We start from the raw sequence: 24196 nt of genomic DNA on the forward strand, positions 1-24196 counted from the left end.
CCAGCTAATCAAGATACCGTGATGCTTGAGCTCATTCTTTGCAGGATAGGCAAAGCATCACCAAAATTGAATTTCTCCAGCGCAATTCTAAATGCCGCAAATTCAGCCGGATCAAAAAAATCGGCCATCGCATCTCCGTATTTACCCATGACGGTAAGCGCCTCAGCATCCATATCCATCAATAAACGCTCCAGCCAAGACAGCAGGTTTTGCAATTCTTTGACAGGCATTCTGCCCGAGGGTGCAGGCGCATTGGCAAAGGGATCTTCGCCATTAATATATTCATTGACCTCGCGCATCAGCACACTCAGATGTTTTTCGAGCAAGAGCAAATCTTCCCTCACCTCATTTAAGCCACCGCCGTGCGAAATGGCCGATTCAATCCGCCCCGCTATTTCAGAAACCCGTGTCCCGCCCAGCGTTGCACTGAGCCCTTTTAATGTATGTGAAAAACGTAAAGCAGGCTCCAACTCATTAGCAAGCAATGCGGCATGTGTTCTTTGCACACAATCGGATTCACTACCGCAAAACTGCTTCAGCATCCGCAAATAAAGCGAAGGATTATTCAGCACATAGCCCAGCCCTACTTTTACATCCAGCTCCTGCCTGCCTGCCGGTGTTGCAGGTGCTGGCGTCACTACAGGAGCGACTACTTGCGACAAGGGAGGCGGCACAAACGCAGCAGATGCAGGTGCTGGCGCAGCTTGCAGAGGCAGCGTGATTTCTGCTGACACAACACTGGTCTTTAAGAGTTTGGGCTTGCCATCAGGTGCTGTGACCCGCCAGTGTTTCAGGCATTCAAAAAACTGAATCGGGTCTATCGGTTTTGAAACATGGTCATTCATACCCAAATCAAGGCAGCGCGCGCGCTCTTCCACCATGGCATGTGCAGTCATGGCGATCAGCGGGATATGGCTGTAGCGAGCATCCGCACGAATATGCTTTGATGCTTCGTAGCCATCCATAACCGGCATTTGCATATCCATCAAAATAGCATCGAAATGGATGTCGCCCATTGATTCCAGTTTTTCCAACGCCTCTTTGCCGTGGTTAGCCACCACCACATCAACACCTACCGAACTGAGTAATTCTGTAGCAATTTGCTGATTAATCGGGTTGTCTTCGGTGAGTAATACCCTCATGCCCTTCAGCCCGACTTCCTCCTCATCACGCGGAGCGGCCTGGGCATCAGAAACATCATCATCCGCAAAAATAGAAATCAAACAATCTGTCAATGAAGATGAATTCACCGGTTTAGTTAAAATGGCGCTGATATTTAGGCTTTGAGCTTGGATATAAATATCTTCGCGATCAAACGCCGTTACAATCACCATTTTAGGCGTGTCATTTTCCAATACCTCTTGGATTTTTTTGGCCGCCTGAGCGCCATCCATAATGGGCATTTGCCAATCCAGTAAAACTAGGCCAAACGGATCACCCCGCTGATGGGCTGCACTGCATAATTCCACCGCCCCCTGTCCTGAGCCCACATGTTCTATACGAACCGAAAACCGTTTTAAAACTTCAATAATCGCGAGGCGTGCATGTTCATGATCATCCACCACCAGCACACGCATATTATTGATTTCTGCCGGAATAGCACGTGTTCTGATTTCTTTATGCTCTACACCAAACCACGCAGTAAATACAAACTGGCTACCTATGCCGCTTTCACTTTCGGCCCAGATACGCCCACCCATTAATTCAACCAGCCTTTTACTAATTGAAAGCCCCAGCCCTGTACCCCCAAATTTGCGGGTAGTACTACTGTCAGCCTGAGTAAACGGCATAAATAATTTACCCAGCTGTTCTTGGGTCATACCAATGCCAGTGTCCCTGACTCTGAATTCTAATTGTGTTTGCTCATGGTTTTTTTCCATGCAGCGAATCGTAATTTCAACCTCGCCTGTTTCAGTAAACTTCACCGCATTATTGACTAAATTAATCATAATCTGGCTCAGTCTTAAAGAATCCCCCAACAAACAAGGCGGAATATCAACCGGATTATGAATAACGAATTCCAAACCTTTTTCAAACACTTTCTGGGTGGTTACCGTGCATACATTATTGAGTACTGTTTCTAAATCAAAAGGTGCAATTTCAATATTTAATTTGCCCGCTTCAATTTTAGAAAAATCAAGGATGTCATTAATAATCCCCAATAAAGACGTGCCTGCATGATGTATTTTAGAAAGGTAATCGCGCTGCTTAGGTGGCATTTCTGCTTTTAATGCCAGATGAGATAAACCAATCACCGCATTCATTGGCGTGCGAATTTCATGGCTCATATTGGCCAGAAAGCTTGATTTCACAGAGGCGGCTTCTTCAGCCTTGGTTTTAGCCAATTGCAGCTCTTGCTCCACAATTTTGCGCTGGCTGATATCCCTTGCAAATAAAGTGCCACTGCAATGCCCATCCATACTTAAAACAGTCATTCCTACTTCAATAGGCAGCAGGCTGCCCGAGCGGTTTCTTGCGAGTAATTCCCAGAATCTTGCGGTGGTAATCCGAGAGGTGACTTCGCTCAATCCCCGCTCCAGCACCAAGGGCAAATCACCATCCCCTTCAATATGAATCAGGCTTTGCAGTTTTAGCCCCACCACTTCGGCAGCAGCAAAACCAAAAGTCAGCTCTGCTGCACGGTTCCAATCTGTAACACAGCAGTCCTTATCAAGCAAAATAACGGCAATCGGCGCACCTTCAATCACGGCCTTTGATTGCATCTCACTTTGCTGCAAAGCCATGGCACGACGACCTACTTCCTGCTCCAGCCCCTGTTTGTGAGCGGCCAGCTCAGCATTGCTCACAGTGAGCACAGACATCAGCTCATCACGGGTTTGCTCATTAACAATGTTTTTAACCTGCAAGATCGCATCAGGATCCTGATGATCAATTCGGAATGCCAGCTGTACCGTACCATCCGATAAAGTATTCTGAACATCAAAAAAGGCGGAGAGCGAGTGCTTCGCCCATCCACCTTCAGACTGCACCAGAAAGCACAGCGCATCCCCATCCATCCCCACCGGCAAAAGGTGATTTAAGGTTGACTGCCGGACAAACTGACAAAGCGAGTAAAACCCCGTCAGCAGAAAATCGCTGCGCATCCGGTTAAGTTTTAAGCATCCCAATGCCCGGCGCAATTTATCGCGGGCAATGAAAACACCTTCTTCGGATCGCAGATCCAATACACCAAGTTCAGTCATAATGTGCACTTTATCGCCAGACAAGTGGCATCGTCGTAAAGCTTTCCAAAACGGCTTAGCAAATTTGCAACCATTTGGTTCAGGCTATTTCTGCGCTCAAGCAAAATATCATCCGCAGCAATATGTTCCTGTATGCCATCCGTCGCCAGAACAAAAACATCGTCACTTTTAAAGTTAAATGTCTCAATTCTTATACTGCGTAAAATAATACCCAAAGTGCCCGCCTGCGCCGGAAAGGTAAAGCAGTCTTTTCCCAATTTACGCATCACGGTATTGCCAATGGTAATGCACTGCGCATTGCCATCATCACCCAAAAAAGCCATCGTAATGGCCGTACCACGCGATCCGCGGATATGCTCATGCAAAGATTTAAGCATCCATTCGAGATCTTCGCTGCTATTTTCTTCCAGCCACTGCTCGCAAAGCCTTGCCAGCTCATGCGCCTCAGGGCCATGCCCCAGCACATCCAGAATACCAACCAGTACGCCATGCTCCATTTGCTTAATAAAAGTGCCATCACCACACACTACTTCTCCATAGCATGGACGCAAACAACGTGCATATTCAAAGTGCATGGCTTATTTCCATTTGCGAAACAGGACGCGGGTCCCTATTTCTGGCTCTGAGCTAATCTCAAATTCATCCGCTAAACGACGCGTCCCCGGCAAACCCAGCCCCAATGTGCCCTTGGTACTGTAGTGCTCAGACATGGCAAGCTCTAGGTCTTTTATGCCAGGCCCCCGATCTTCGGCCATCACCTCCAGCCCCTCACGATTTTTAATCACTACCCACGAAAAAGACATCACACCCTCGCCAGCGTATTTCACAATATTGGTGGCCAGCTCAGATGCACCCGTTGTTATTTCTGTGATCGCCACAGGCGAAAAACCGCATTGCTTAGCTAAAGAAAATGTATAAGCCACCAACATCGCCACATCAGCGTCATTGCGGATTTTTCGCCAGACCGTTGCCATTTCCATGCTAGGTTTCATGAAGTAAATCCAGTGCTTGCCTAATGGTCTGGCAGCCACGCAACGCAGATAAATCGCTATCTAACGCTGCCAAACCGGCAATGACCCCGGGCCTGAAACCGATAAATACTGTTTTTGCCCCCATTATTTTCAGCATTTGCGTTAAATCTACCAAGGCTGCAAACCCGTCTACATCCAGCGCATCTACTTCGGATAAATCAAGCATGACCCCTTTTGCCGCCATTTTCGTGACCTGTTGCAATAATTTACTTTGCAGCGCGATCATCGTAGCGGGCCGCAAATCACTCTGCACACAGGCAAGCAAAGCATCTTCAACAACAGAAATCGCAACTCCTCCCCCGGATTCACGCTCATCCATTACCGCCCCCTAAACCTCATCAAGTCTTTTCATTCTGATGCCCACGCTCTTGAAGGCTTGTTCCAAGGCATCCCGTAATGTGGCATGAGTCGTCATTCCTTCAATATCAATGCCAAGGTGCACAATTGTCTGGGCAATTGAAGGAGAGACACCTGATATCAGACTAGTACAGCCCATCAGACGTGTTGCCTTAGTAATTTTAATTAAATGATTCGCCACGCCTGAATCCACAATCGCCACGCCGGAAATATCCATAATAAATACGCGTGAACGCGTTTCGGCAATTTTTAATAAAATGGCCGCCATAATATCCTGCGCCCGTTTTGAATCAATAATCCCCACCACAGGCAGCATTAAAATATCCTGCCAGATCATGGTCACTGGCGTAGACATTTCCATTAATGCGCGGCTTTGCTCATTAATTCTTTCATTAATCAAACGGCTATAGGTTTCAACCACAATAGTGGTATCCAGATGCAATAGCTTGGTAATGGCCGCCACTGCTTTACCGTATTCCTCACTAAATAAACCACCGTCGTATAGTTTTTTTGTAAACAGGACAAATGAGTAATTCATTCCTGCAAAATAGCTGGGCAAAGATAAACCAATCCGCGCATGCGTTTCGCCCAAACGGCGCCGATCTTCCATATAAGCATCGTCCAAATGCCCCGCAAAAAATGTTTTCCAATAGGTAAGCTGGGCATTTTGTGCACGTTTTTTAACTTCATCATTCGCCATCAGCGTTTGATACTCTGGCAGCTCACGCATCCATTCATAAAAATGCGTAATGTACTCACTCATCCTGGGCACAACCAAAGCGCCATATTTACGAACCACTTCAAGATCAACTTCGTCAATATCATGCAAACGCATTACGTCTTTAATCGATGTTTGGCTGGTATGTTCATGCATCTTCATTCTCCTTCGCACAACTTAATACTGACAAAAAACCATGTTGGATAACAAAAACATGGCCAACTTTTCTCAAGGGATTTTCTGAAAGCAAAAAAAAGATAAAACTGCTGTCTTTCTAGATAGGCAGACGAAAGAACTTTAGCAATACATAAACTCAAACTTTCCAGACCTAGTGATTAATTACAGCAAAAAGAAAGCAAGATGAAAGCAATAAAACAACAAATCATGCTGATGTAAGATAAAAAGCGCAGTCAAAAAAAACAGTCCGTCCAGACGAAAAAAAACCGCCTGAAGAGGCGGTTTTGGCTTGCTTACAGATTATGGGCAAAAACGCTTGATATTTGCCTCTGTGCTTGCAGTTTCGGCTTTGCGCCGTGAGGCTTCCATAAACTCAAGCTTGCCTTTTTCATTCACACTGGAGAATTTTTTTGAACCTTGTAAATACCCCAATCTGGCCATGGCTTCTTTACAAGCTTTTTCGTCTTTTTCACCTTTAGCAGCCGCCACTGGCGCGCTGGCCGGAGCGCTGGCTTTCACCGCAACGGTGCTTGCAGCAGAGGCCTCACGCTTCTGTTGGCCTGACATCGAGCTAACAGGCAAGTCCTTGGTTTTTAGCACTTCTGCTTTATTACCCTTAGGCGGCTGATCAGAATAATGCATCATCCCGTCAGCATCTTTCCATTTATAAATTTCTGCATGTGCGCTTGCTGTAATCAGCAAAGCCATCAAAATTAAGATTTTCATTGCATCAACTTCCCTGTTTTCTTGCAGCACGACAATAAGCCATATTGAAATAAGCGTAATCAATAAACGCTCTCAATGCCATTGGCAATTCTAATTAGCTGATATGCTGCATACCCGATTAATTCAAAAACTCTTTAACACAGCCCGATACAAAGCGCTCATTCTTTGATTTCCATCATATCCTGCTTTTCAGACAATGAGTAAAACCCAATAAATCAGGCAACCTTAAATATTGGCACTATCAGCAATTTACCATTCAATGAAACTTTCTTCGCTAAGGCTCGTCCACCTTAAATCAACAGAAGGCAAACGCCAGGCAATATCAGTGCGGTGAAGGCCTTGCTTCTCTTTTCATCTATACACACCCACGCACTTAATTACAAACAATAGCAGATGACAGAAAGTAAATTACCCATACAAACCAAGAAAATGTAATCAATACTAAGGGGTGGGCAGAGAGGCTCTGCTGCTGCAAAACCAGAACCATCATGCTGCCCGGGCCCAAATTGATGCAAACGCTGTTTAAGAGGAAAACGCATGAGCGCCATATTTTTTTACGATGCACACCTGGCCTGTCACGGCGAGCGCCCACGCCAAGATGATTTGGCCCGCTGGCAAGAATCCGGCACCCTGGCTGACTGCAGCACCTTGTTAAATGCTTTAAACAGCGCATCAGCAGGCAGCTGCTTAATTGCCATGCACGGCGCTTACTTCCCGGCTGCGGCTTGGCCTGCACTACTGCAGTTTCTAAAAAACGGCGGCAATTTACTTAGCATGGGCAATATGCCCTTTTCTGCCCCGACCACCTTGTTCAGAGATTTAAACATTCACGAAATGCTGGCGATAGACAGCAGTGAAGCCCTTAGTCTTGAGCCCTCTGAAGAATATCCACTACTGAGTGAGCATTGCAGCTTATTTGCACCGCAAGACGCCTGCTGCGGCTTTGTACTGATGCCAACCAAGCATAAGGATCACCCTAAGGAGTCCAGCTCCAATGGGCCAATGGACGCACGGATTTACCCTTTACTCACCGCCAAAGATGGCACTGGCCGCCCAATTGCCGCCCCAGTAGTGCTGATCGAAAACCATCGCGGTGTATTTGCCGGCAGCCGCTGGCTGTTTGTAAACACCGACGCCACAGCCCTTTTTTGGGACCAGGGCGGGGGCGAAGCGCTGATCGCCTGGGCCAAGTTTTGCGCCCGTGGTGTCACAGAGATCTGGATCAAACCCGATTTTGCCTGCTACTACCCCAGCGAAGTACCTACCTTCAACTTACAAATTGAAGCCTTACGTAGCAACACGGCGTGTCAGTGGCAATTTGAAATCAAAATCATGCACGCGGGCAAGATACTGATCCAGGAAACGCTGGCCCTCAACACCACCGCGCACGGCCCCGTATTTCACCGCAGCACGTTGCCCATTGTAGTTTTGCACGGCTATTACAGTATTCACTGCCGTGCCGTCTCCTCCTCTGGTGAAATCCGTGAATTACAGCAGGGCTTTTGGGGCAGGGATCACCGTTTACTTGAAGAAGGTCAGCCACTGTGCGCGGGCCGCGATTACTTCACCCGTGGCGGCAAACCAGTGCCAATTGTCGGCATGACCTATATGGCCAGCGATGTGCATCGCAAATTTTTGCAGCTACCCAACCCGGCCGTTTGGGACAAAGATATGGCCGAATTTGCCCGTATGGGCATCAACTATATTCGCACCGGCATCTGGACCGCATGGCGGCAAGTGATGTTTGCCGACGGCCACGCCCAAGAAGCCGCCTTACGCGCTATCGACGCCTTCTTACACTGCGCCAAACGCCATAATCTGGAAACTTGCTTTACCTTTTTCACCTTTACCCCAGAAACATGGGAAGGCCAGAACCCCTATCTGGACCCACGCGCCATCGCCGCACAGAAGCGTTTTATTTCTGCCATTGTTAGCCGCCACAAAGACAGCAGCCATGTGCACTGGGATTTAATCAACGAGCCATCCATGTTTAACCCCGAACAGATTTTCCTTGGGCCACGCAGCGTACAAGACCCCATTGAAATCACCGCATTCAGAACATGGCTGCAAGAGCAAGATGCAGACATCGCCAGCTGGCAACAGCGCTGGAACCGCAGCCCCGCAGATTTGCCCGACTGGAATGCCGTACTGCCGCCGCTGGCGCAGGAAGTAGCGTTTAATCCCACCGAGATCACGCCCAAACAACACGGCATCTGGCTGGATTACAGCCTGTTTAGCCAAGCCATGCTCAAGCGCTGGATCGCCGATTTAAGCGCCACCATCCGTGCCATCGCCCCGAACCGCCTTATTACCGTCGGCCAAGACGAGGCACTGGGCATGCAGCGCCCCTCGCCGATGTTTTTTGCCGAGACAGTGGATTACACCAATGTGCACAGCTGGTGGCTCAATGATGACTTAGCCTGGGATACCATCTTTAGCAAAACGCCTAATAAGCCAAGCCTGGTGCAAGAAACCGGCATGATGCATATCGAAAGCCCTAATGGGCGCAGTAAGCGCAGCGAAACCGAACTCGCCCATATGCTGGAACGCAAATATGCTTACGCCTTTATTAATGGCGGCGCGGGTGCGGTGCAGTGGTTGTGGAATATCAACTACCACATGGATAACATCAACGAATCGCATATTGGGGCTTGCCGCGCCGACGGCACCCGTAAGCCCGAAGCGATGATTAGCGAAGATTTCGGCAGCTTTTTTAAAGCCATTGCCCCGATGATGCAAGGCAGACAGCTGGAAGACGTGGCGGTGATTTACCCCTTTAGCAACGATTACGGCAACCGCCGCTTTGCGCTAGAAGCCACGCAGCGCCTGGTGCGCGTGATGCAGTACGAGCTAAAAGTGCCGGTACGCGCCATCAGCGAATATCATCTTGCCGATCTGGACCACGCCCCCGCCAAGCTGATTATCATCCCCAGCCCGCACGCCCTTTCGCAAGCCGCTCGCGATTGGATCAGCCAATGCAAAACACCTATCTTATTGACCGGCCCCTGCGATTTAGACGCTTACTGGCAGCCTTGCCAAGCCCTGATGAGCGAATCAGACACGCGTAATCTGCAGCGTGAAGAATCCATCCATATCGGCAGCCACAAGTATCGCGCCAGCTTTGGCGGCGATAAAATCGCCAAGCTCTGCAAGGGCAATGCACTGGGGAGCTTACAAACCAGCGCCAATATCATGTGGTGCCCGCTCCCCTTGGAAATGAACGATCGCACCGAGCCGCTGCTTGCGCTCTATCAGGCCGCAATGGATTGGGCGGGACTAAGCTCCCCCTTAAACTGGCTGTCGGGTGAGCAGCCCGGCGTATTCGCGCAGAAACTCAGCTTTGAGCTTGGGGCATTATGGATTTTGGTCAACGAATCAGGCCATGAAGAAGCCATCAGCTTTGAAGACAAAGCCAGTGGCTGCAGCTACTCACTCACCATCGCAAGCGAGCGTGCTGTCTTGTTTGCTACAGATAGCAATGGCAAGGTGACGGCAAGACTGAGAAAGCACAAGGTGAATCAGCTGTAAGGTAGTTACTTAAAAACAGCTAATTTCACATCCTGACTGCGGGTACTCCGCGAGTACCGGTACCGAGATCATCTTGATGTATTCCCCCCTTTGAAAAAGGGGGGCTAGGGGGATTGGGCACTTCATCTTTTGATATAAAAAGCACACGCCAATGCAAAAAGCCCCCCTCCATCCCCTTTTACCAAGGGGGATGCTACAGCGCTGAAGTGCCACCTGAATGATATAAATACCTATACCCGCGCCGACTACTTTTGCAGTCCCTGGCAAGTACCGTAAACCTTTCCATAGCCGAGCCATCCCTTGCAGCCACAAAATTTCCATAGCACCGCCGTCAACGACCATATCGAAAACATCAGCCAGCACATCGCTGATCCCGCATTAGAGCGCTTATTCCGCCAGTGCTACCCCAACACCCTAGCCACCACCGTGGTGTTTAAAACAATAAACAATTTGCCAGATACCTTTGTGATTACCGGCGATATCCATGCCATGTGGCTGCGGGACAGCGCGGCGCAGGTTTGGCCTTATTTAGCGCATATCCAGCAAGACCCTAGGCTTGCCGACATGATTGCTGGGCTGATCCGCCGCCACAGCGCCTGCATCCTGATCGATCCTTACGCCAATGCTTTTAACGATGGCCCCGCCCAGAGCGAATGGCAATCGGATAGCACCACCATGTTACCCGAATTACACGAGCGCAAATGGGAGCTAGATTCGCTGTGCTACGCCATCCGCTTGGCACATGGTTATTGGCAAAGCAGCACTGACCGTAAACCTTTTGATGCTCAATGGCTGGCAGCCATGAAGCTGGTTGTTGCCACCATGAAAGCACAGCAGCGCAAAGAGAATCGCGGGCCTTACTCCTTTACCCGCAGCGGCAGCTGGCAAGCCGATACCTTAGCTTGCGATGGCTGGGGCAATCCTGCCCGGCCGGTGGGGCTGATCGCCTCGATGTTCAGACCATCGGATGACGCCACCGTTTTACCATTTTTAGTGCCATCTAACTTTTTTGCCGTGATCAGCCTGCGCCAGCTTGCCAGCATGGTGGTCGACCTCTTTTATGAGACTGCCTTTGCCGCCGAATGCACCGCTCTGGCCGATGAAGTCGCCACAGCGCTGCAAGCCCACGCTATTGTTCAACATCCTAAACACGGCCCCATCTACGCCTATGAAGTAGACGGCTACGGCAGTGCGCTACTGATGGACGATGCTAATATTCCTAGCCTATTGTCCTTACCCTATCTGGGGGCTGTAGCGCGGAATGATGAGGTCTATCAAAACACCCGCCGCTTTGCGCTCTCCACAGACAACCCGTGGTTTTTTAAAGGGGACCTGTTTGAAGGCAACGGCAGCCCGCACACCCTTGCACCCATGATTTGGCCAATGTCCATCATCATGCGCGCGATGACCAGCGATCAGGACAAGGAAATCAGCCACTGCTTGCACATGCTTAAAAATAGCCACGCCGAAACTTACTTTATGCACGAATCATTTCACGTCCATCAGCCACAGCAATTTACCCGCAGCTGGTTTGCATGGGCCAACACCCTACTGGGTGAGCTGATCAGCAAAATCGCCCAAGAGCGCCCCCATTTACTCTCTGCCAAGGATCGCCATGTTTCGCACTAGAGAATTTCTACTTAAACATATTCGCCACACCATGGCGTTTTACGACCCGATTTCGGTCGATCCGGCGGGTGGTTTTTATCATTACTATATGGATGACGGCCGCGTTTACGATAAGGAAAACCGCCACCTCGTCTCGTCCACCCGCTTTGTATTTAATAACGCCATGGCGTGGCAGGCGTTTGGTGAAAAAGAATATCAGGCACGCGTCAGACACGGCATCGATTTTATCCGCAAGGTGCATTTCAACCCGCAGACCGGCGGCTACGCATGGGAAGTTAAAAACGGCGAAGTGACGGATGCCACCAATCAATGCTACGGCCTCGCATTTGTGATGCTGGCTTACGCCTGCGCCTATCGCTGTGGCATGGATGAAGCCAAAGTATGGTTGGATGAAACTTACGACACTATGGAGCAACACTTTTGGCTACCCGAATACGGCGTATACGCCAGCGAAGCCAGCAGAGATTGGGTGCTGGATGATTATCGCGGCCAAAACGACAATATGCACGGCTGCGAAGCCATGCTCGCTGCCTTTGAAGCCACCGGCGAAATTCGCTATTTAGACCGTGCAAAACTACTGGCAGCCAACTTTACCCAGCGCCAGGCGGCCCTTACTGGCGGCGCAATCTGGGAGCATTTCCGCACCGATTGGACGCCCAATTTGCAATACAACAGGGGCAACAAGACCAACATCTTCCGTCCTTGGGGCATCCAGACCGGCCACCAAACCGAATGGGCCAAACTGCTGCTGATTTTAGACCGCCACGACCCGCAGCCCTGGCATCTGGCCCGCGCCCGGGAATTATTTGATGCGGCGATGGAATCTGGCTGGGATGAGGCGCACGGTGGGCTCATCTACGGCTACGACTTAGACGGCGAGCCTTACGATCAGGATAAATACTTCTGGGTGCAAGCCGAATCCCTCGCCGCCGCTGCCCTGCTGGCGAACCAAACCAAGGATGAAAAATACTGGCAAGCCTACGATAAAATCTGGGCCTACAGCTGGGAGCACTTCGTAGACCACCAACACGGCGCGTGGTACCGCATCCTCAGCCCAGACAACCAGAAAATCGACCAGCACAAATCCCCCGCTGGTAAAACCGACTACCACACCATGGGCGCGTGTTATGAGGTTTTGAGGGTGGTTGATTAAGGGATATGAACTAAAATACCAATAAACCGAAAGCACAATTGCAACTGTGATTGTGCCATCGGTAACTTACATTTCAAGCACCACGACGAACCAACTTCTTTTTATTAAGCATCTAATGAAATGCAAGCTATCTCACCCTATATAATTATCAATTAAATCATTCAGAGAAAACGTATTAAATGTCTATTGCACAAGACCTATTACACGACAACATTGCTACTTTAGAAAAACACACCCATACCAAAAGTAGATTTATTGCTGATATTTTTTATGGTGCAGTTGCAGTCACAATCATTTGGGCAGGTATTATCATCATACCACTTATGATTTGGAACAATGCAGTCCATTGGATTATTCCGAAAATCATTGCTGCATGCATTTATCTAGGAATCACCCTCGATTCATGGAGAAGCATAGGGGAGCGAAGTGTGACGATAGACATTTCGTTACGCACTCTTATTATTAAAGAGCACTTTCCCAATAGAAAAAATGGCACTCAAACCCGAAAAACACCATTCAATTGCCTGCTATTTTTCCGCTACTGGAGAGCAGAGAGCGACAATGAGTCAGCAGCCTTTATCATAAAACTGGCTGAATCAAAAAATATATACAGACCTGATTTAACAGGGTACATATTGCATATTGAACCTGCACATTCACAAGCTGAACAAGCAGACGTCGCGAGTAATCTACTTGCAGATCAGTTCCATACACAAACAGAAATTGAATACCTAGATATACAAAAAAGCAAAAATCCAAAATATGCACTTTGGACTAACGCTATGCTTTCAAACTAAAACACCCATCATATTCGATATTAAAAGCCGTAGAACGCAATCATTGCATGCAACACACCAGATATACCGAGCAGAATTATTTTTTTGTAGCCCATACAATAAGAATAATATACCTAGTACCTAAATCGAGCCAAAAAGTTTTCATTTATAATAAGAATTTACGGGGTAGAGTTTCGTTTTTGATTTCATCTTTTTCCCAACAAGTGACGAAGTAGTCACTTCCACATTCTTGCCATCGGAAGTAGTCGCCTCAACCAGCGAATAAACAACGTAAAGCCCCCGCCCAGGAGATACCGCGTAATGCGTGGTCTGGTGCCAGCAGCACCCACTTTTCTCAAAAGTAATAAGCCGCTTGCGGGCTTTATCAACTGAAAACATGCCTAGCTTTGTAGTGGCTAATTCTGTCAACTCATCGCTTAAAACAAACTTCCGTTTACTTATGTTATAAACATAAACGTCATAGGAAGGGCCACCATATGCGCTATTGTTACCATTTCTGATTGCAATATCTGTGGAGCCATCAAAATTAAAATCATCAGCCACCACCGCGCTTTGATCGCCATAAAGCACAGTATTATTAGCTGGCAACTTTCCGTTTGTATTTAAATAAACAGCAAGATCAGGTGTTTTAAGGGTTTGGACCAAGGCACCATTCTTTTTTGTAATACGAATTTCAGCGGGCCCTTCGCATTGTTCACTATTACATTCGGCAATGACTTTTATTGTGTATTCATTCGCTACATCAGAAATAAGAAAGCTTGCTGCCTGTGCTGAGGTTGCAGAAAAACCAGCCATCAATGCAAAGGCATATTGGATTTGAATTAACTGTTTCATTTAATTACCTGAAATTTACGGCCCAGAAAGTAAGTAAAATACTTTAATGCATCTGCTTATTTAAACAATAAGACAATATTTAACACAACATACTGCGATATGCACTCAAGTCAGATGTGTACCGACTAAACATAACATTCGCCTAGAAAGACAAACAAGCGGCCCACTCGCCATATTCTGAAATGAATTCCGCACTGCCTCTGGCCATTTTCAGCACATTAGCAAAAGTAAGTTCACATCACTGCATCAAGCATTCCAAGTACATATCTACGACATAGTATAAACCGCCCATACACGCTATATTGTTTGCCCCAAGTACCTGCAATTGTACAAACAGCTCATTTATGGTTTTCGTTGAAAATGCCTAATAGCTGAATAATAAGTACAGCAGCAGCTTAATCCTTTCAAGGAATTACGGAATTTTCCAAGCAATTAACAGCCCTTACCTTTTACTAATGAATATCCTTTACCGCTATGCTCATAAAAGCTTTTTGAACATGAGCCTGCATTTCCTTCTAATGTACTGATCGTACGAAATCCATTCTTAATCTTGTCATTCAGCGTGATTGAAACCCCAAATCCATCAAGGACGATACCGGGGGCAGAACCAGTATCCTGAACAATCCAAACAGAGCCACCAGCCGATCCCCATCCACAACCGTCACGGGTTGCTACCACATAAGCATCTTTCTTTTGCGAATCTTTAAGCCCAATAGCTACACCAACAACTTTGCACCCGGAATCTTTAAAAAACTCTGCATTCTCTTTAGAGCCATACAAGGCTTTCTCTATTCTTGCCGGCAGCTTTATAAAAAGAGGATTTTCCTCTGTATTGTAGGTTTCAGCTGATGCTGCAGCAGAGGCTAAAAACAAAACTGCCATCCATACAAACTTCAAATCCATAATTTTTACCGCGATCGTTAATGATGGGGGCTAAATGGCCTTGCAAACAGGCGGCCTTTTAAAAAAGGATCAGGCACTGGCATGCTTACTCTCAAAATTACTTCTGTACTTAACGAACCCCTGTTTTGAAGAACCCGCAAAACCCGCTCGCTCAAAAAAACGGTGAGCATCAGTTCTTTGTGCGGAGCTTAGAAGCATGATCTTTGAACAATCTCTGCTTAAACAAAATCCTTCAATATGCTGCAACAAAGCAGCCCCTAAACCACGGCCTCTGTATATTTGACTGACAACAATATTTTCAACGACTGCGAAAGGCTGAAAACCAAACATAACATCAGTACAAAGACATACCAATGCTGTTCCTTCCACCAATCCATTGTGCTCAAAGACAAAAAGGCAGGTATTTGGGTCAGCTGAAATCTTCGCAATGCATTCGGGCAGAACATTAACTGCCGGATTCTCAACCAACTGTGCGTAGAGTTCAGCTATCCGATTACTATCCGTTGGCGTAGCCATCCTTACATGATTCATCAATTTGGTTCCAGCTCCCAGCTTAGGGGCAATGTTAAAGCCAAGTAGCAAACAAAAGTCAATAAAAGGAACTAGCAAGGGCTGTTCATTTAATCAGCTCAGGCTGCCTTCAAGTAACCGCATACGTATTTAGTTTAAGACACGAGTGCTATTTGTACTGTCCGTTAGCCGGTATAACTCAATTTGTGCAATTTTCATCTCCAAAACTTCATTTGTTATTACACCCTGATCACACAACCATTTGAATTTTGATTTTTCTCTTTCAGGCTCATTATCAAAATCAATATTTCCATACCAAGCTAATAGTTGCTTGTTTTTTCTGGCCATAATTTCTTCTATTATTCTGTCATGACTATCTGTCTGGACAATAAACAAGCTGCCTTTTTCTGCATGAAAAACAGTATATTTAATCTTTGTAAAATAAAACCAAGCAAGACACATGGCGCCCAAAAAAACCCAGAGGGCTTTAGCGATGGTAAAGTAGCCTGCATATATAGCAAACCCTGCCTGAAATACACCTAATATCAGCCATAAACAACCCACGTTTTTAAGCCAGTCATTTTGTTCAATACGAATACTCGACTTTTTAGGTATATCTGCATAATATAAGTCCACATCACCTGAACCATTTTTATCTTTATATGCAAAGTTGATCGCATCATCCTTAAACAAAAATGTATGCTTATTTGAACCCTTTTTTTGAATTACTTCCACGACAATACCTCAGATATATTTAAATAATTCCAAACTATAAACATACGCATTCTAAAATGTATATTTATTCATACCAATATCATAACGCTAATAAAAACCACGCTTTATCCGTGTCCAATATATGAAATAAATTACGACCAGCGAAGCAAACACAAAAATTCAGCGTCACGATTGCCAGAAGCACCATACATCAAGATTCGTGTAAGACTTTGCAGCCTAAAGACCAAGCAACCGTATGTCAACTGCGTACGGATATTTTTTCTCTCACCACATACTTTCTACCCCAACCACCCCGCCACCACATAGATCAACAAACCCACCAATCCCCCCACCAACGTCCCGCTCACACGAATAAATTGCAGGTCGGTGCCGATATTTAATTCGATGCGCTCCACCATATATTGCTCGTCCCATGTTTTGACTTGGTCAGAGATAAAGATACCGATTGTTTCGCGGTATTCTTCAACAATGGGCGGAATGGCGCGTTCGCATTGGGTGTTGATCCATTCTTGCATTTCGGTATTTTCATTGAGTTTTTTACCCATATCAGCAGCCAATAACATGATATTGGCACGGATGGTGGAATCCACCCGGTGCAAATCACTATGCAACCAGCGCAGTAATTGCGCCCACAGTGTTTCGATATATTCACCTACCGCCGGATGGGCAAGCAATTCATTCTTAAGCTTTTCGCCTCTTTGTTTGAATTGCTGATCGTGCTTTAATTTATCGACAAAATCCGCAATATAGCAATCAAATTGCAGGCGCAAATGATGGTCTGGATTATCTTGCATGGCTTTTAATTCTTTTTGCACCGCGCCAAGCATTTTTTCGGCAAGGTATTTACCTGCTACTTTATCCAGCACCATATATTTTAGAAATGAGATTTCCTCTGCGGCCACATGGGCCATTGCTTCTTGTGTTTCGGTGCGGCCAAGTATTTTTTGTAATTCGTGCAATACTTCGCTTAATACATGGTGGTGGCGGCCATTTTGCGTGAGCGATTCTAAAATATGGCCGCTAAACTGGCTGATATCGATGCGCTGTAATTCGGTAATTAAAGTGCTTTTTAAAAAAGCCAGTAATCGTCCGTCATGCAGTGAATGAAGGCTATAGCTCAGCACTCTGATTAATAAATTAGAAAAAGGCCGCGCGTTTTGTGTAAGCCATGCGGCCATTTTAAGCGCGGGGTTAAATTCGCGAATTTTGCCAACAATGCGCTCTGGCGATAAAAAATTACTTTGAATAAAGCTGCCCATGCTATCGGCAATGCGGAGTTTATTCCTAGGCACAATGGCAGTGTGTGGAATCGGCAAACCTAAGGGGCGGCGAAATAACGCCACCACGGCAAACCAATCCGCCAAAGCCCCCACCATGGCCGCCTCTGCAAACGCCGTAATATAGGCCAGCGCCGGATAGCGTGATTTATATATCGTAGCCATCACAAACACCACGGCAAAGAATAGCAATAATGCCAGTGGCAAGAGCTTGGCTTGCTTTAATTTTTGGCGTTTAAGCGCGATTTCGGCACTTTCTATGGCCTGGTAAAGATGATTAGATGAGGTCATTGGCATAATCGGAATTGAATCATGGGATAAGGGTATCACTGTCTATCGCCGGATGTTATTTCCTCTATTAACAATCAACATTCGTTTTTCTGCGTGAAACGCCGTATTCGCCGCGCCCTCCGTGATTAAAAACTTAGGTTTGGATGCATCAACACTCGCGCTATAATTTGCCGCTTCTATGTAATACACGAGTTTAAGCCATGCAAATCTGGGTTGATGCCGATGCCTGCCCCAAGGTGATTAAAGAGATTTTGTTTCGCGCTGCCGAACGCTGCAAAATCGTCTGCACTTTTGTGGCTAATCAGTATATTCAAACGCCTAATTCACCTTTTTTAAAGTCGCTGGTAGTGGAGCAAGGCTTTGATGTTGCCGACCGGCGAATTGTCGAGCTATGCACAGCAGGGGATTTGATTATCACCTCGGATATTCCGCTTGCATCGGATGTGATCGCCAAAGGCGGATTGGTACTGGATTCACGCGGAGAGCGTTTAAGTAAAGAGAATATCGGCGAGCGCCTGAATATGCGTGACTTTATGGATACCTTACGCGCCAGCGGCATCGACACCGGCGGCCCGAGTGCAATGAGCACGGCAGACCGGCAAAACTTTGCGCGGGCGCTTGATAGTTTGCTCAATAAAGCACAGCGTTAGCCAAAAAGCAGAGAGAGGCAAGCCCTCTCCGCTTTTATCTTAAAAGCCTTTACCAGCCACCATTTTTTTAGCACGGGCAAGCGCCAAAGGCTTCATAAACTGCGATATGAAGTCATCCCCCACCACCCACTTATCCCCCACCTGTTTCAAATCGATCGTTGCTTTAAACTGCACCTCTGCCGAACCACCCAAAGCAGAAAGTAACGAATCGGTGTAATCAATCAATACTGGGCAACTTAGCTGCTCTTTTGCAGATGAAGTACATTTTCCATCAGGCAGAACACCCCATAAGCCATCAACTCGTGAAGTTTTATCTTTCAAGCCCCGTGCCAATTTATTATCCATTGCAGCATCAATAGACTTCAAGCCATCCCGCACCGCCTGATTTAAAACTTCGCCACTCAAAGGCCCGCTCAGCGCCGGATCAAGTGCTTTAGGCCCAAAACGAACATTGAGATAGTCAACGGGCTTAAACGTAAGACTAAATGACTCGGTTTTCTCTTTCTCTTTCTCAGGAGCAATCAAATAACCAAGAGCTATTTTTTCACCCTCACTTTCAAAAACAACACGACAGGCACGAGATCGGCTCAGCTTATCGTATCCAATTTCTTCGGCTGGATGAATATGAGACCTTTGCTGCTCCTTATTCTTATTTGCAGAAGGGCGGAAAAGATTATTTTTGGCCTCAATTTGATAAAGTGTCACAGAGACACTACTTTCAACGTTCTCCGCATTGCACAATAGTGTCGTTGCAGGTAGCGGCTCCGTTACAGGTTGCTGCTTTAATCCCTTAAATCCAATCACACCCACGATAAAAAGAACCAGTGCGGCACAGCCCCACCGAACTATTCTTTTATCCGAAGCCTTATTTTGCTCCAGACGCACCTGCAACATCGAGGTCGTGCGATCTAAATCCAGCGCTTTTAAAGCATGAATAAATGATTCTGTCAGCAGACTTGTTTCAACTTGCCCACTAAACAAATAGGTTTTTCTTTGCTCCGCCTCTTGCTGCTGAATGTAATGGCTGGCTATTAAATAATCTAAGAGGCCATTGATGGATGTATCGTCATACTCCGGCAATACGCCTTCATCAAAGTGGGCTTGCAGATTTTGATATTGTGCATGAGCGAGAAAACCCAATTCCTGCAACTGCTGAAGATATCGCTGGCTAAGCAAGGGGTGCAAAGTGGGATTAACGCGCTCAGGATCAATCGGGCGCATTCGCAATAATGTATCTGCATCAAACGCATATTCGGCCAGCAAAGTATCAATCGCATTTTGCACCTGGGATGCACTGGAATACCCCTCCGCAACCAGCCAGTTAAGCACATCCTTCAGCAAATAATGCTCATGCGAAAGAGAGCCTGCCTGCTCTAAATGCGGCTTGGCCAGAGCCGCGTTTTCATCATTCAAAAATTGATGCTTTATCAGAAGATCTAACATCAATTGCTGAATTTTCTTGCCGATCAGTACCGGATTAAGGCTTAAGAACTTCTCAAGATAGAGTGCATTTTCAGGCGTGGTTTCATCCAGCAGCACATCAAGCGCCAGCTTAATTAGGGGCTCATCCGTATCCCCGTGCCGAACCAACCAATCAAGGGCGTCTCTGAGTGAGCTATTTTCAAACTGAACACTTAAATCCCCCTGCGCGCTTCCAAGACGCTCCCAGACAAGATCAATACGGTTATCAAACAAAAAACATTCGTATTCCAACAAAACAAACATCGAAGCACAGGCAGAACACTTACCACGTAAGGAAGAACTAAGCACAATTTAATCCAAAATAATTGAAAGTAATTTTTCTTGCAGCTTTCGCAAGCCAAAATTATTGCACTTAACGCCCTTAGCCACACTGCCTATAACTACCTACAAACGTCTTTCTAACTGATCAAGCGATAGCCCACGCCGGTTTCGGTAACGATATGCTGTGGCAAAGCGGGGTCGGTTTCCAGCTTTTGCCGCAAATGGCCCATATATACGCGCAGATACTGGCTGCTTTCCGAGTGCGATGGCCCCCATACGGCTTTGAGCAGCTCGCGATGCGTAAGCACTTTGCCGGGGAAGCGTGTCAGGGTAGTGAGTAAGCGATATTCAATAGGCGTAAGATGCACCGGCACGTCACTTTTATAAACCTGACGATTTACTAGGTCGATTTTAATCTGGCCAAACTCGATAGACTGCTGTGCGCCCTGCCCGCGCGTATGGCGGCGTAGCAAAACGCGAATTCGCGCCAAGCACTCAGGCACACCAAAGGGTTTGGTCAAGAAATCGTCGGCTCCGGCATCCAGCGCCCTTACTTTTTCTGTTTCTTGCGTGCGGGCAGAGAGCACTAATACGGGCAGCTCGCACCATTCGCGCAGGCGCTCGATCACCGTTACACCATCCATATCGGGCAGGCCTAAATCTAAGATAATGAGATCAGGCTTACGGGTGGCAACCTCAATCAAGCCCTGCTTACCGGTTTCCGCCGTAAACACCTGCATGCCCACATCCAGCAAGGATTCAGACAAAAAATGCCGTATCGGCTTTTCGTCTTCGATGATGACAACGGTAATAGGGATATCTGACATGCTGGCCTATTCTTATAAATGGTGAATACAAAATAATCGAAAATACAGCGCATCCCCATTTTGCAAAAAGGGGGCAAGGGGTAATGCCGTTCACTTAAGCGGTTTTGACCTTAGCCTCCCCCTTTGTAAAAGGAGGGAACTCAAGCAAAACGGCTTAAGTAAACGGCATTTGGGCTAGGGGGAATTTTAATGCCAGGTGCGCAGCGACTGCGTCGTTGTACAACCTATAAAAGCGAGCTCATGGTTTCTCTGTGTTCTGCCTTAAATCTCTGTGTTATCTGCATCTACAGACGCTAGGGTATTAAATCCACGCTTTCAAATACAGGCGGTGTACCCAATGGCAGGGTGAATTCAAACTCTGCACCATGAGGGTCTAGGTTTCGGGCGCTGATTTGTCCGCCGTGGGCATGAATAATGCTGCGGCATATTGCAAGGCCCAGCCCCACGCCGGGCGCACCGGATTCGGTTGTACCACGGGTAAATTTATCAAATAAGCGCGTGCCCTCTGGTAAGCCGGGGCCGTTATCGCTGACGGCTATTCGTGCCATATCACCGTCTTTTTTTGCTGAGATCGTTATGCTACTGCCAGCAGGGGTATATTTGGCAGCGTTTTCCAGTAAATTAACCAAAACACGCTCCATCAACACGGCGTCATACTCAAGCAAGGGAAAATCGCTAGGCAGATCAACCTGAATACTGTGAGCCGTAAGGCTGGCCCCTGCCACCCTCACCGCGCCGCCTACAGACTCCTCGAATAGCTGCCATTCTTTATTCGGCTTTACCCCCGATTGCAGCTTGGCCATGTCTAATAGATTACTGACCATATGATTCATGCGCATCGCTTCTTTTTGCAAGCTTTGCGAAACATGCCGCAATTCTGCAGGGGTTTCATCTTTATCCAGCAGGCTGGCAAGACCAACAAGCGTGGTCAGCGGCGTACGTAAATCATGCGAGACTGCAGACAATACGCCATTACGCAAGCGCTCTGATTCCATGACCACAATGGCATCTTGAGCAACCTCTACGTAATGCACGCGCTCCAAGGCTAGCGCAATCTGGCTGGCGGCGCTTTCTAATAAGCGCTGTTGCTCAGGTAAAAACACAAGCTGGCTGTCGCCAGGTAAAACCGCCAGCACGCCTCGGGTACGCATCGGGGCTTTCAAAGGAATATAGAGCAGCGGCGCGGCAGGCAGCGTATGCGTGCCAAGGCCCGCAGGCTGCTGATAATCATAAACCCACTGGGCAATACCTAAATCGGCACTGGCATGCTCGTGCGAAGCACGCACTTTTTCTTCGCTATCTGGGATAAACAGCAGCGTTTGTGATTGAAAAAGCCCATCCAGATGGCGCACGCTCATTTCTACAATCTGGGTAGCGGTCAGCGCGCCAGACAGCTCGCGTCCTAGCTCGTACAAGGCCCGCGTGCGGCGCTCGCGGTAGGTGGCCACATTGGCTTCAAAGCGTAATCTGGAAGTCAGATGACTAATAATCAGCGCCACCGATAACATCACAGCAAACGTCAGTAAATACTGGGTATCTGACACCGTAAAGGACATGCGCGGTGCAACAAAAAAGAAATCAAATGCGGCCACCGATAATAAAGACGTCACAGCACCCGCACCGCGCCCATAACGCACCGACACCAGCACCACCGCCAGCAAATACAACATCACCACATTGGCTAAATCAAAAAAATGCAGCAAGCCTGCTGTCAGCAGCGTAGTTAAGGCGGCTGCGCCCAGCGCGGCAAAATAGCCATGGCGCTGGAATTTGGGCGTTGCTTCGTCAAACAGCAGGCTATTGGGTTTTGCATCGCTGGGCAGTGCATCGCTTAGATCATGCGCCACCACATAAACATCGACATCGCTGGCCTTATCAATCAGCAGCTCGGATAAAGGCCGCCGCCAAAGCCTCGACCATGTACTGCGCTGCGATTTGCCCACCACCATTTTGGATACATTACGGCTACGCGCAAAGGCCAGCAGGGTATCCACCAAATCCACTCCCGCCAGTACGCTGGTTTCCGCACCTAACTCCTGTGCAAGTTTCAGTGTTTTTAATACCTGATTACGCGTTGCATCGCCCTGGCGCTGCAGCTCCGGCGTCTCTACATAAACCACCAGGCAATCAGCATGCAAGCTGGCGGCCAGCCTGCATGCGCTGCGAATCAGCTTGTCCCCGCCTGAATACGGGCCAATGCTGATCAATAAACGCTCGTGTGCTTTCCACACGGGATGAATAGACTGATCCGCGCGGTAAGCACGCATCTGCGCATCCACCCGATCAGCCGTGCGGCGCAGCGCCAGCTCACGCAATGCCAGCAAATTGCCTTTGCGAAAGAAATTCTGACTGGCCCGCGTGGCCTGCTCCGGCCGGTAAACCTTGCCCTCTGCGAGGCGCAGCAATAATTCATCAGGCGGCAAATCGACAAGGGTCACTTCATCGGCCGCATCAAACACATGATCCGGCAGTGTTTCGCGCACCACAATGCCGGTGATCTGCCCTACTACATCATTTAAGCGCTCTAAATGCTGCACATTCAGCGAGGTGTAAACATCTATCCCTGCAGCCAGCAGCTCTTCCACATCCTGCCAGCGCTTAGGGTGGCGGGATCCGGCCACATTAGAATGCGCCAGCTCGTCGATTAAAATCAGCGGCGGTTTAATAGCCAGTGCTGCATCAAGATCAAATTCGGGCAGAGTTTGCCCGCGATGCTCTATTTTTGCAGGGGGTAATACTTTTAAACCGATCAGCTGTGAGGCTGTTTCGCTACGGCCGTGTGTTTCCACCACGCCAACAAGAACATCCACGCCCAAACGCTGCTGCACATGGCCGGCGGCCAGCATGGCGTAAGTCTTACCCACACCCGCACAGGCACCAAAAAAAACCTTCAAACGCCCGCGGGCAGCTTGCTCATCGCTTCGTTTGATTTTATCGAGCAGGGAATCGGGATCGGGTCGGGTATCGGTCATTGATAGGCTTGTGGCTAAGGGTTGGGGGTTAAAAATCGAAGTTCTGTGTAGACACGCAGGACAGGGGAGAACACAGCGACCATGGAGAAAACCAAAAGAGAGAATACATTCCCCTCTGCCTACTCATCTTTCATA

The 24196-nt window shown here is 47.7% G+C and carries 19 protein-coding genes; 5 read left to right on the top strand and 14 right to left on the bottom strand.

What is annotated here, in order from left to right:
• Positions 1 to 8: 8 nt before the first annotated feature.
• The 6 genes from DYD62_RS12945 to DYD62_RS12970 all read right to left on the bottom strand — a co-directional run bounded on the left by DYD62_RS12945 (position 9) and on the right by DYD62_RS12970 (position 6212).
• Entirely contained in the window at positions 9 to 3203 is a 3195-nt protein-coding gene (locus DYD62_RS12945; RefSeq protein ID WP_115227719.1) for a PAS domain-containing hybrid sensor histidine kinase/response regulator, read from the bottom strand.
• Positions 3200 to 3778 carry a SpoIIE family protein phosphatase gene (locus DYD62_RS12950; RefSeq protein WP_115227720.1) on the bottom strand — a complete coding sequence of 193 codons (579 nt, stop codon included), beginning with the start codon at positions 3776 to 3778 and terminating at the stop codon, positions 3200 to 3202. Before DYD62_RS12950 ends, DYD62_RS12945 begins: the two co-directional genes overlap by 4 nt.
• A gap of 3 nt (positions 3779 to 3781) precedes the next feature.
• Positions 3782 to 4195, bottom strand: coding sequence for an anti-sigma regulatory factor (locus DYD62_RS12955; protein ID WP_115227721.1), 414 nt, complete (start codon positions 4193 to 4195; stop codon positions 3782 to 3784).
• Positions 4185 to 4553, bottom strand: coding sequence for an STAS domain-containing protein (locus DYD62_RS12960; protein WP_115227722.1), 369 nt, complete (start codon positions 4551 to 4553; stop codon positions 4185 to 4187). Before DYD62_RS12960 ends, DYD62_RS12955 begins: the two co-directional genes overlap by 11 nt.
• Positions 4554 to 4562: 9 nt before the next feature.
• On the bottom strand, positions 4563 to 5465 hold the full coding sequence (locus DYD62_RS12965) for a protoglobin domain-containing protein (RefSeq protein ID WP_207916782.1): 903 nt from the start codon (positions 5463 to 5465) through the stop codon (positions 4563 to 4565).
• A 321-nt stretch (positions 5466 to 5786) separates the two neighbouring features.
• The gene (locus DYD62_RS12970) at positions 5787 to 6212 is read right to left on the bottom strand and encodes a DUF4124 domain-containing protein (RefSeq protein ID WP_132038746.1); all 426 of its coding nucleotides are present in this window, start codon (positions 6210 to 6212) and stop codon (positions 5787 to 5789) included.
• A gap of 537 nt (positions 6213 to 6749) precedes the next feature.
• Here DYD62_RS12970 and DYD62_RS12975 point away from each other — a divergent pair.
• The 4 genes from DYD62_RS12975 (at position 6750) to DYD62_RS12995 (ending at position 13319) form a co-directional block, all read left to right on the top strand.
• On the top strand, positions 6750 to 9740 hold the full coding sequence (locus tag DYD62_RS12975; protein ID WP_115227725.1) for a beta-galactosidase: 2991 nt from the start codon (positions 6750 to 6752) through the stop codon (positions 9738 to 9740).
• A 300-nt stretch (positions 9741 to 10040) separates the two neighbouring features.
• Positions 10041 to 11369, top strand: a complete 1329-nt coding sequence (locus tag DYD62_RS12985; protein ID WP_115227727.1) for a glycoside hydrolase family 125 protein — start codon at positions 10041 to 10043, stop codon at positions 11367 to 11369.
• Positions 11356 to 12522 (top strand): AGE family epimerase/isomerase, encoded by a 1167-nt coding sequence (locus DYD62_RS12990; protein ID WP_115227728.1) that lies wholly within the window; start codon positions 11356 to 11358, stop codon positions 12520 to 12522. Before DYD62_RS12985 ends, DYD62_RS12990 begins: the two co-directional genes overlap by 14 nt.
• Positions 12523 to 12701: 179 nt before the next feature.
• Positions 12702 to 13319 carry a hypothetical protein gene (locus tag DYD62_RS12995; protein ID WP_115227729.1) on the top strand — a complete coding sequence of 206 codons (618 nt, stop codon included), beginning with the start codon at positions 12702 to 12704 and terminating at the stop codon, positions 13317 to 13319.
• Positions 13320 to 13460: 141 nt separating this feature from the next.
• Here the strand turns inward: DYD62_RS12995 and DYD62_RS13000 are convergent, their stop codons facing one another.
• The 5 genes from DYD62_RS13000 to DYD62_RS13020 form a co-directional block, all read right to left on the bottom strand.
• Positions 13461 to 14153 carry an FG-GAP repeat protein gene (locus tag DYD62_RS13000; RefSeq protein ID WP_115227730.1) on the bottom strand — a complete coding sequence of 231 codons (693 nt, stop codon included), beginning with the start codon at positions 14151 to 14153 and terminating at the stop codon, positions 13461 to 13463.
• A gap of 432 nt (positions 14154 to 14585) precedes the next feature.
• Positions 14586 to 15056 carry a hypothetical protein gene (locus DYD62_RS13005; protein WP_132038745.1) on the bottom strand — a complete coding sequence of 157 codons (471 nt, stop codon included), beginning with the start codon at positions 15054 to 15056 and terminating at the stop codon, positions 14586 to 14588.
• Positions 15057 to 15125: 69 nt separating this feature from the next.
• Complete coding sequence (locus DYD62_RS13010) at positions 15126 to 15665, bottom strand: GNAT family N-acetyltransferase (RefSeq protein ID WP_207916780.1); 540 nt, start codon at positions 15663 to 15665, stop codon at positions 15126 to 15128.
• A gap of 51 nt (positions 15666 to 15716) precedes the next feature.
• Positions 15717 to 16301: a hypothetical protein gene (locus DYD62_RS13015; RefSeq protein ID WP_115227733.1), complete on the bottom strand. Its 585-nt coding sequence runs from the start codon at positions 16299 to 16301 to the stop codon at positions 15717 to 15719.
• Between the two features lie 278 nt (positions 16302 to 16579).
• The gene (locus tag DYD62_RS13020; RefSeq protein WP_165928781.1) at positions 16580 to 17869 is read right to left on the bottom strand and encodes a DUF445 domain-containing protein; all 1290 of its coding nucleotides are present in this window, start codon (positions 17867 to 17869) and stop codon (positions 16580 to 16582) included.
• Positions 17870 to 18069: 200 nt separating this feature from the next.
• On the opposite strand from DYD62_RS13020, the gene DYD62_RS13025 reads away from it, so the two are divergent.
• Entirely contained in the window at positions 18070 to 18519 is a 450-nt protein-coding gene (locus tag DYD62_RS13025; protein ID WP_115227735.1) for a YaiI/YqxD family protein, read from the top strand.
• 39 nt (positions 18520 to 18558) lie between these two features.
• Here the strand turns inward: DYD62_RS13025 and DYD62_RS13030 are convergent, their stop codons facing one another.
• The 3 genes from DYD62_RS13030 to DYD62_RS13040 all read right to left on the bottom strand — a co-directional run bounded on the left by DYD62_RS13030 (position 18559) and on the right by DYD62_RS13040 (position 24061).
• Complete coding sequence (locus DYD62_RS13030; protein ID WP_132038743.1) at positions 18559 to 20289, bottom strand: hypothetical protein; 1731 nt, start codon at positions 20287 to 20289, stop codon at positions 18559 to 18561.
• Positions 20290 to 20399: 110 nt separating this feature from the next.
• On the bottom strand, positions 20400 to 21089 hold the full coding sequence (locus DYD62_RS13035; protein ID WP_115227737.1) for a response regulator: 690 nt from the start codon (positions 21087 to 21089) through the stop codon (positions 20400 to 20402).
• A gap of 293 nt (positions 21090 to 21382) precedes the next feature.
• Entirely contained in the window at positions 21383 to 24061 is a 2679-nt protein-coding gene (locus DYD62_RS13040; protein WP_115227738.1) for a DUF4118 domain-containing protein, read from the bottom strand.
• Positions 24062 to 24196: the final 135 nt, after the last annotated feature.

The sequence above is a fragment of the Iodobacter fluviatilis genome (assembly GCF_900451195.1).
GTDB lineage: Bacteria > Pseudomonadota > Gammaproteobacteria > Burkholderiales > Chitinibacteraceae > Iodobacter > Iodobacter fluviatilis.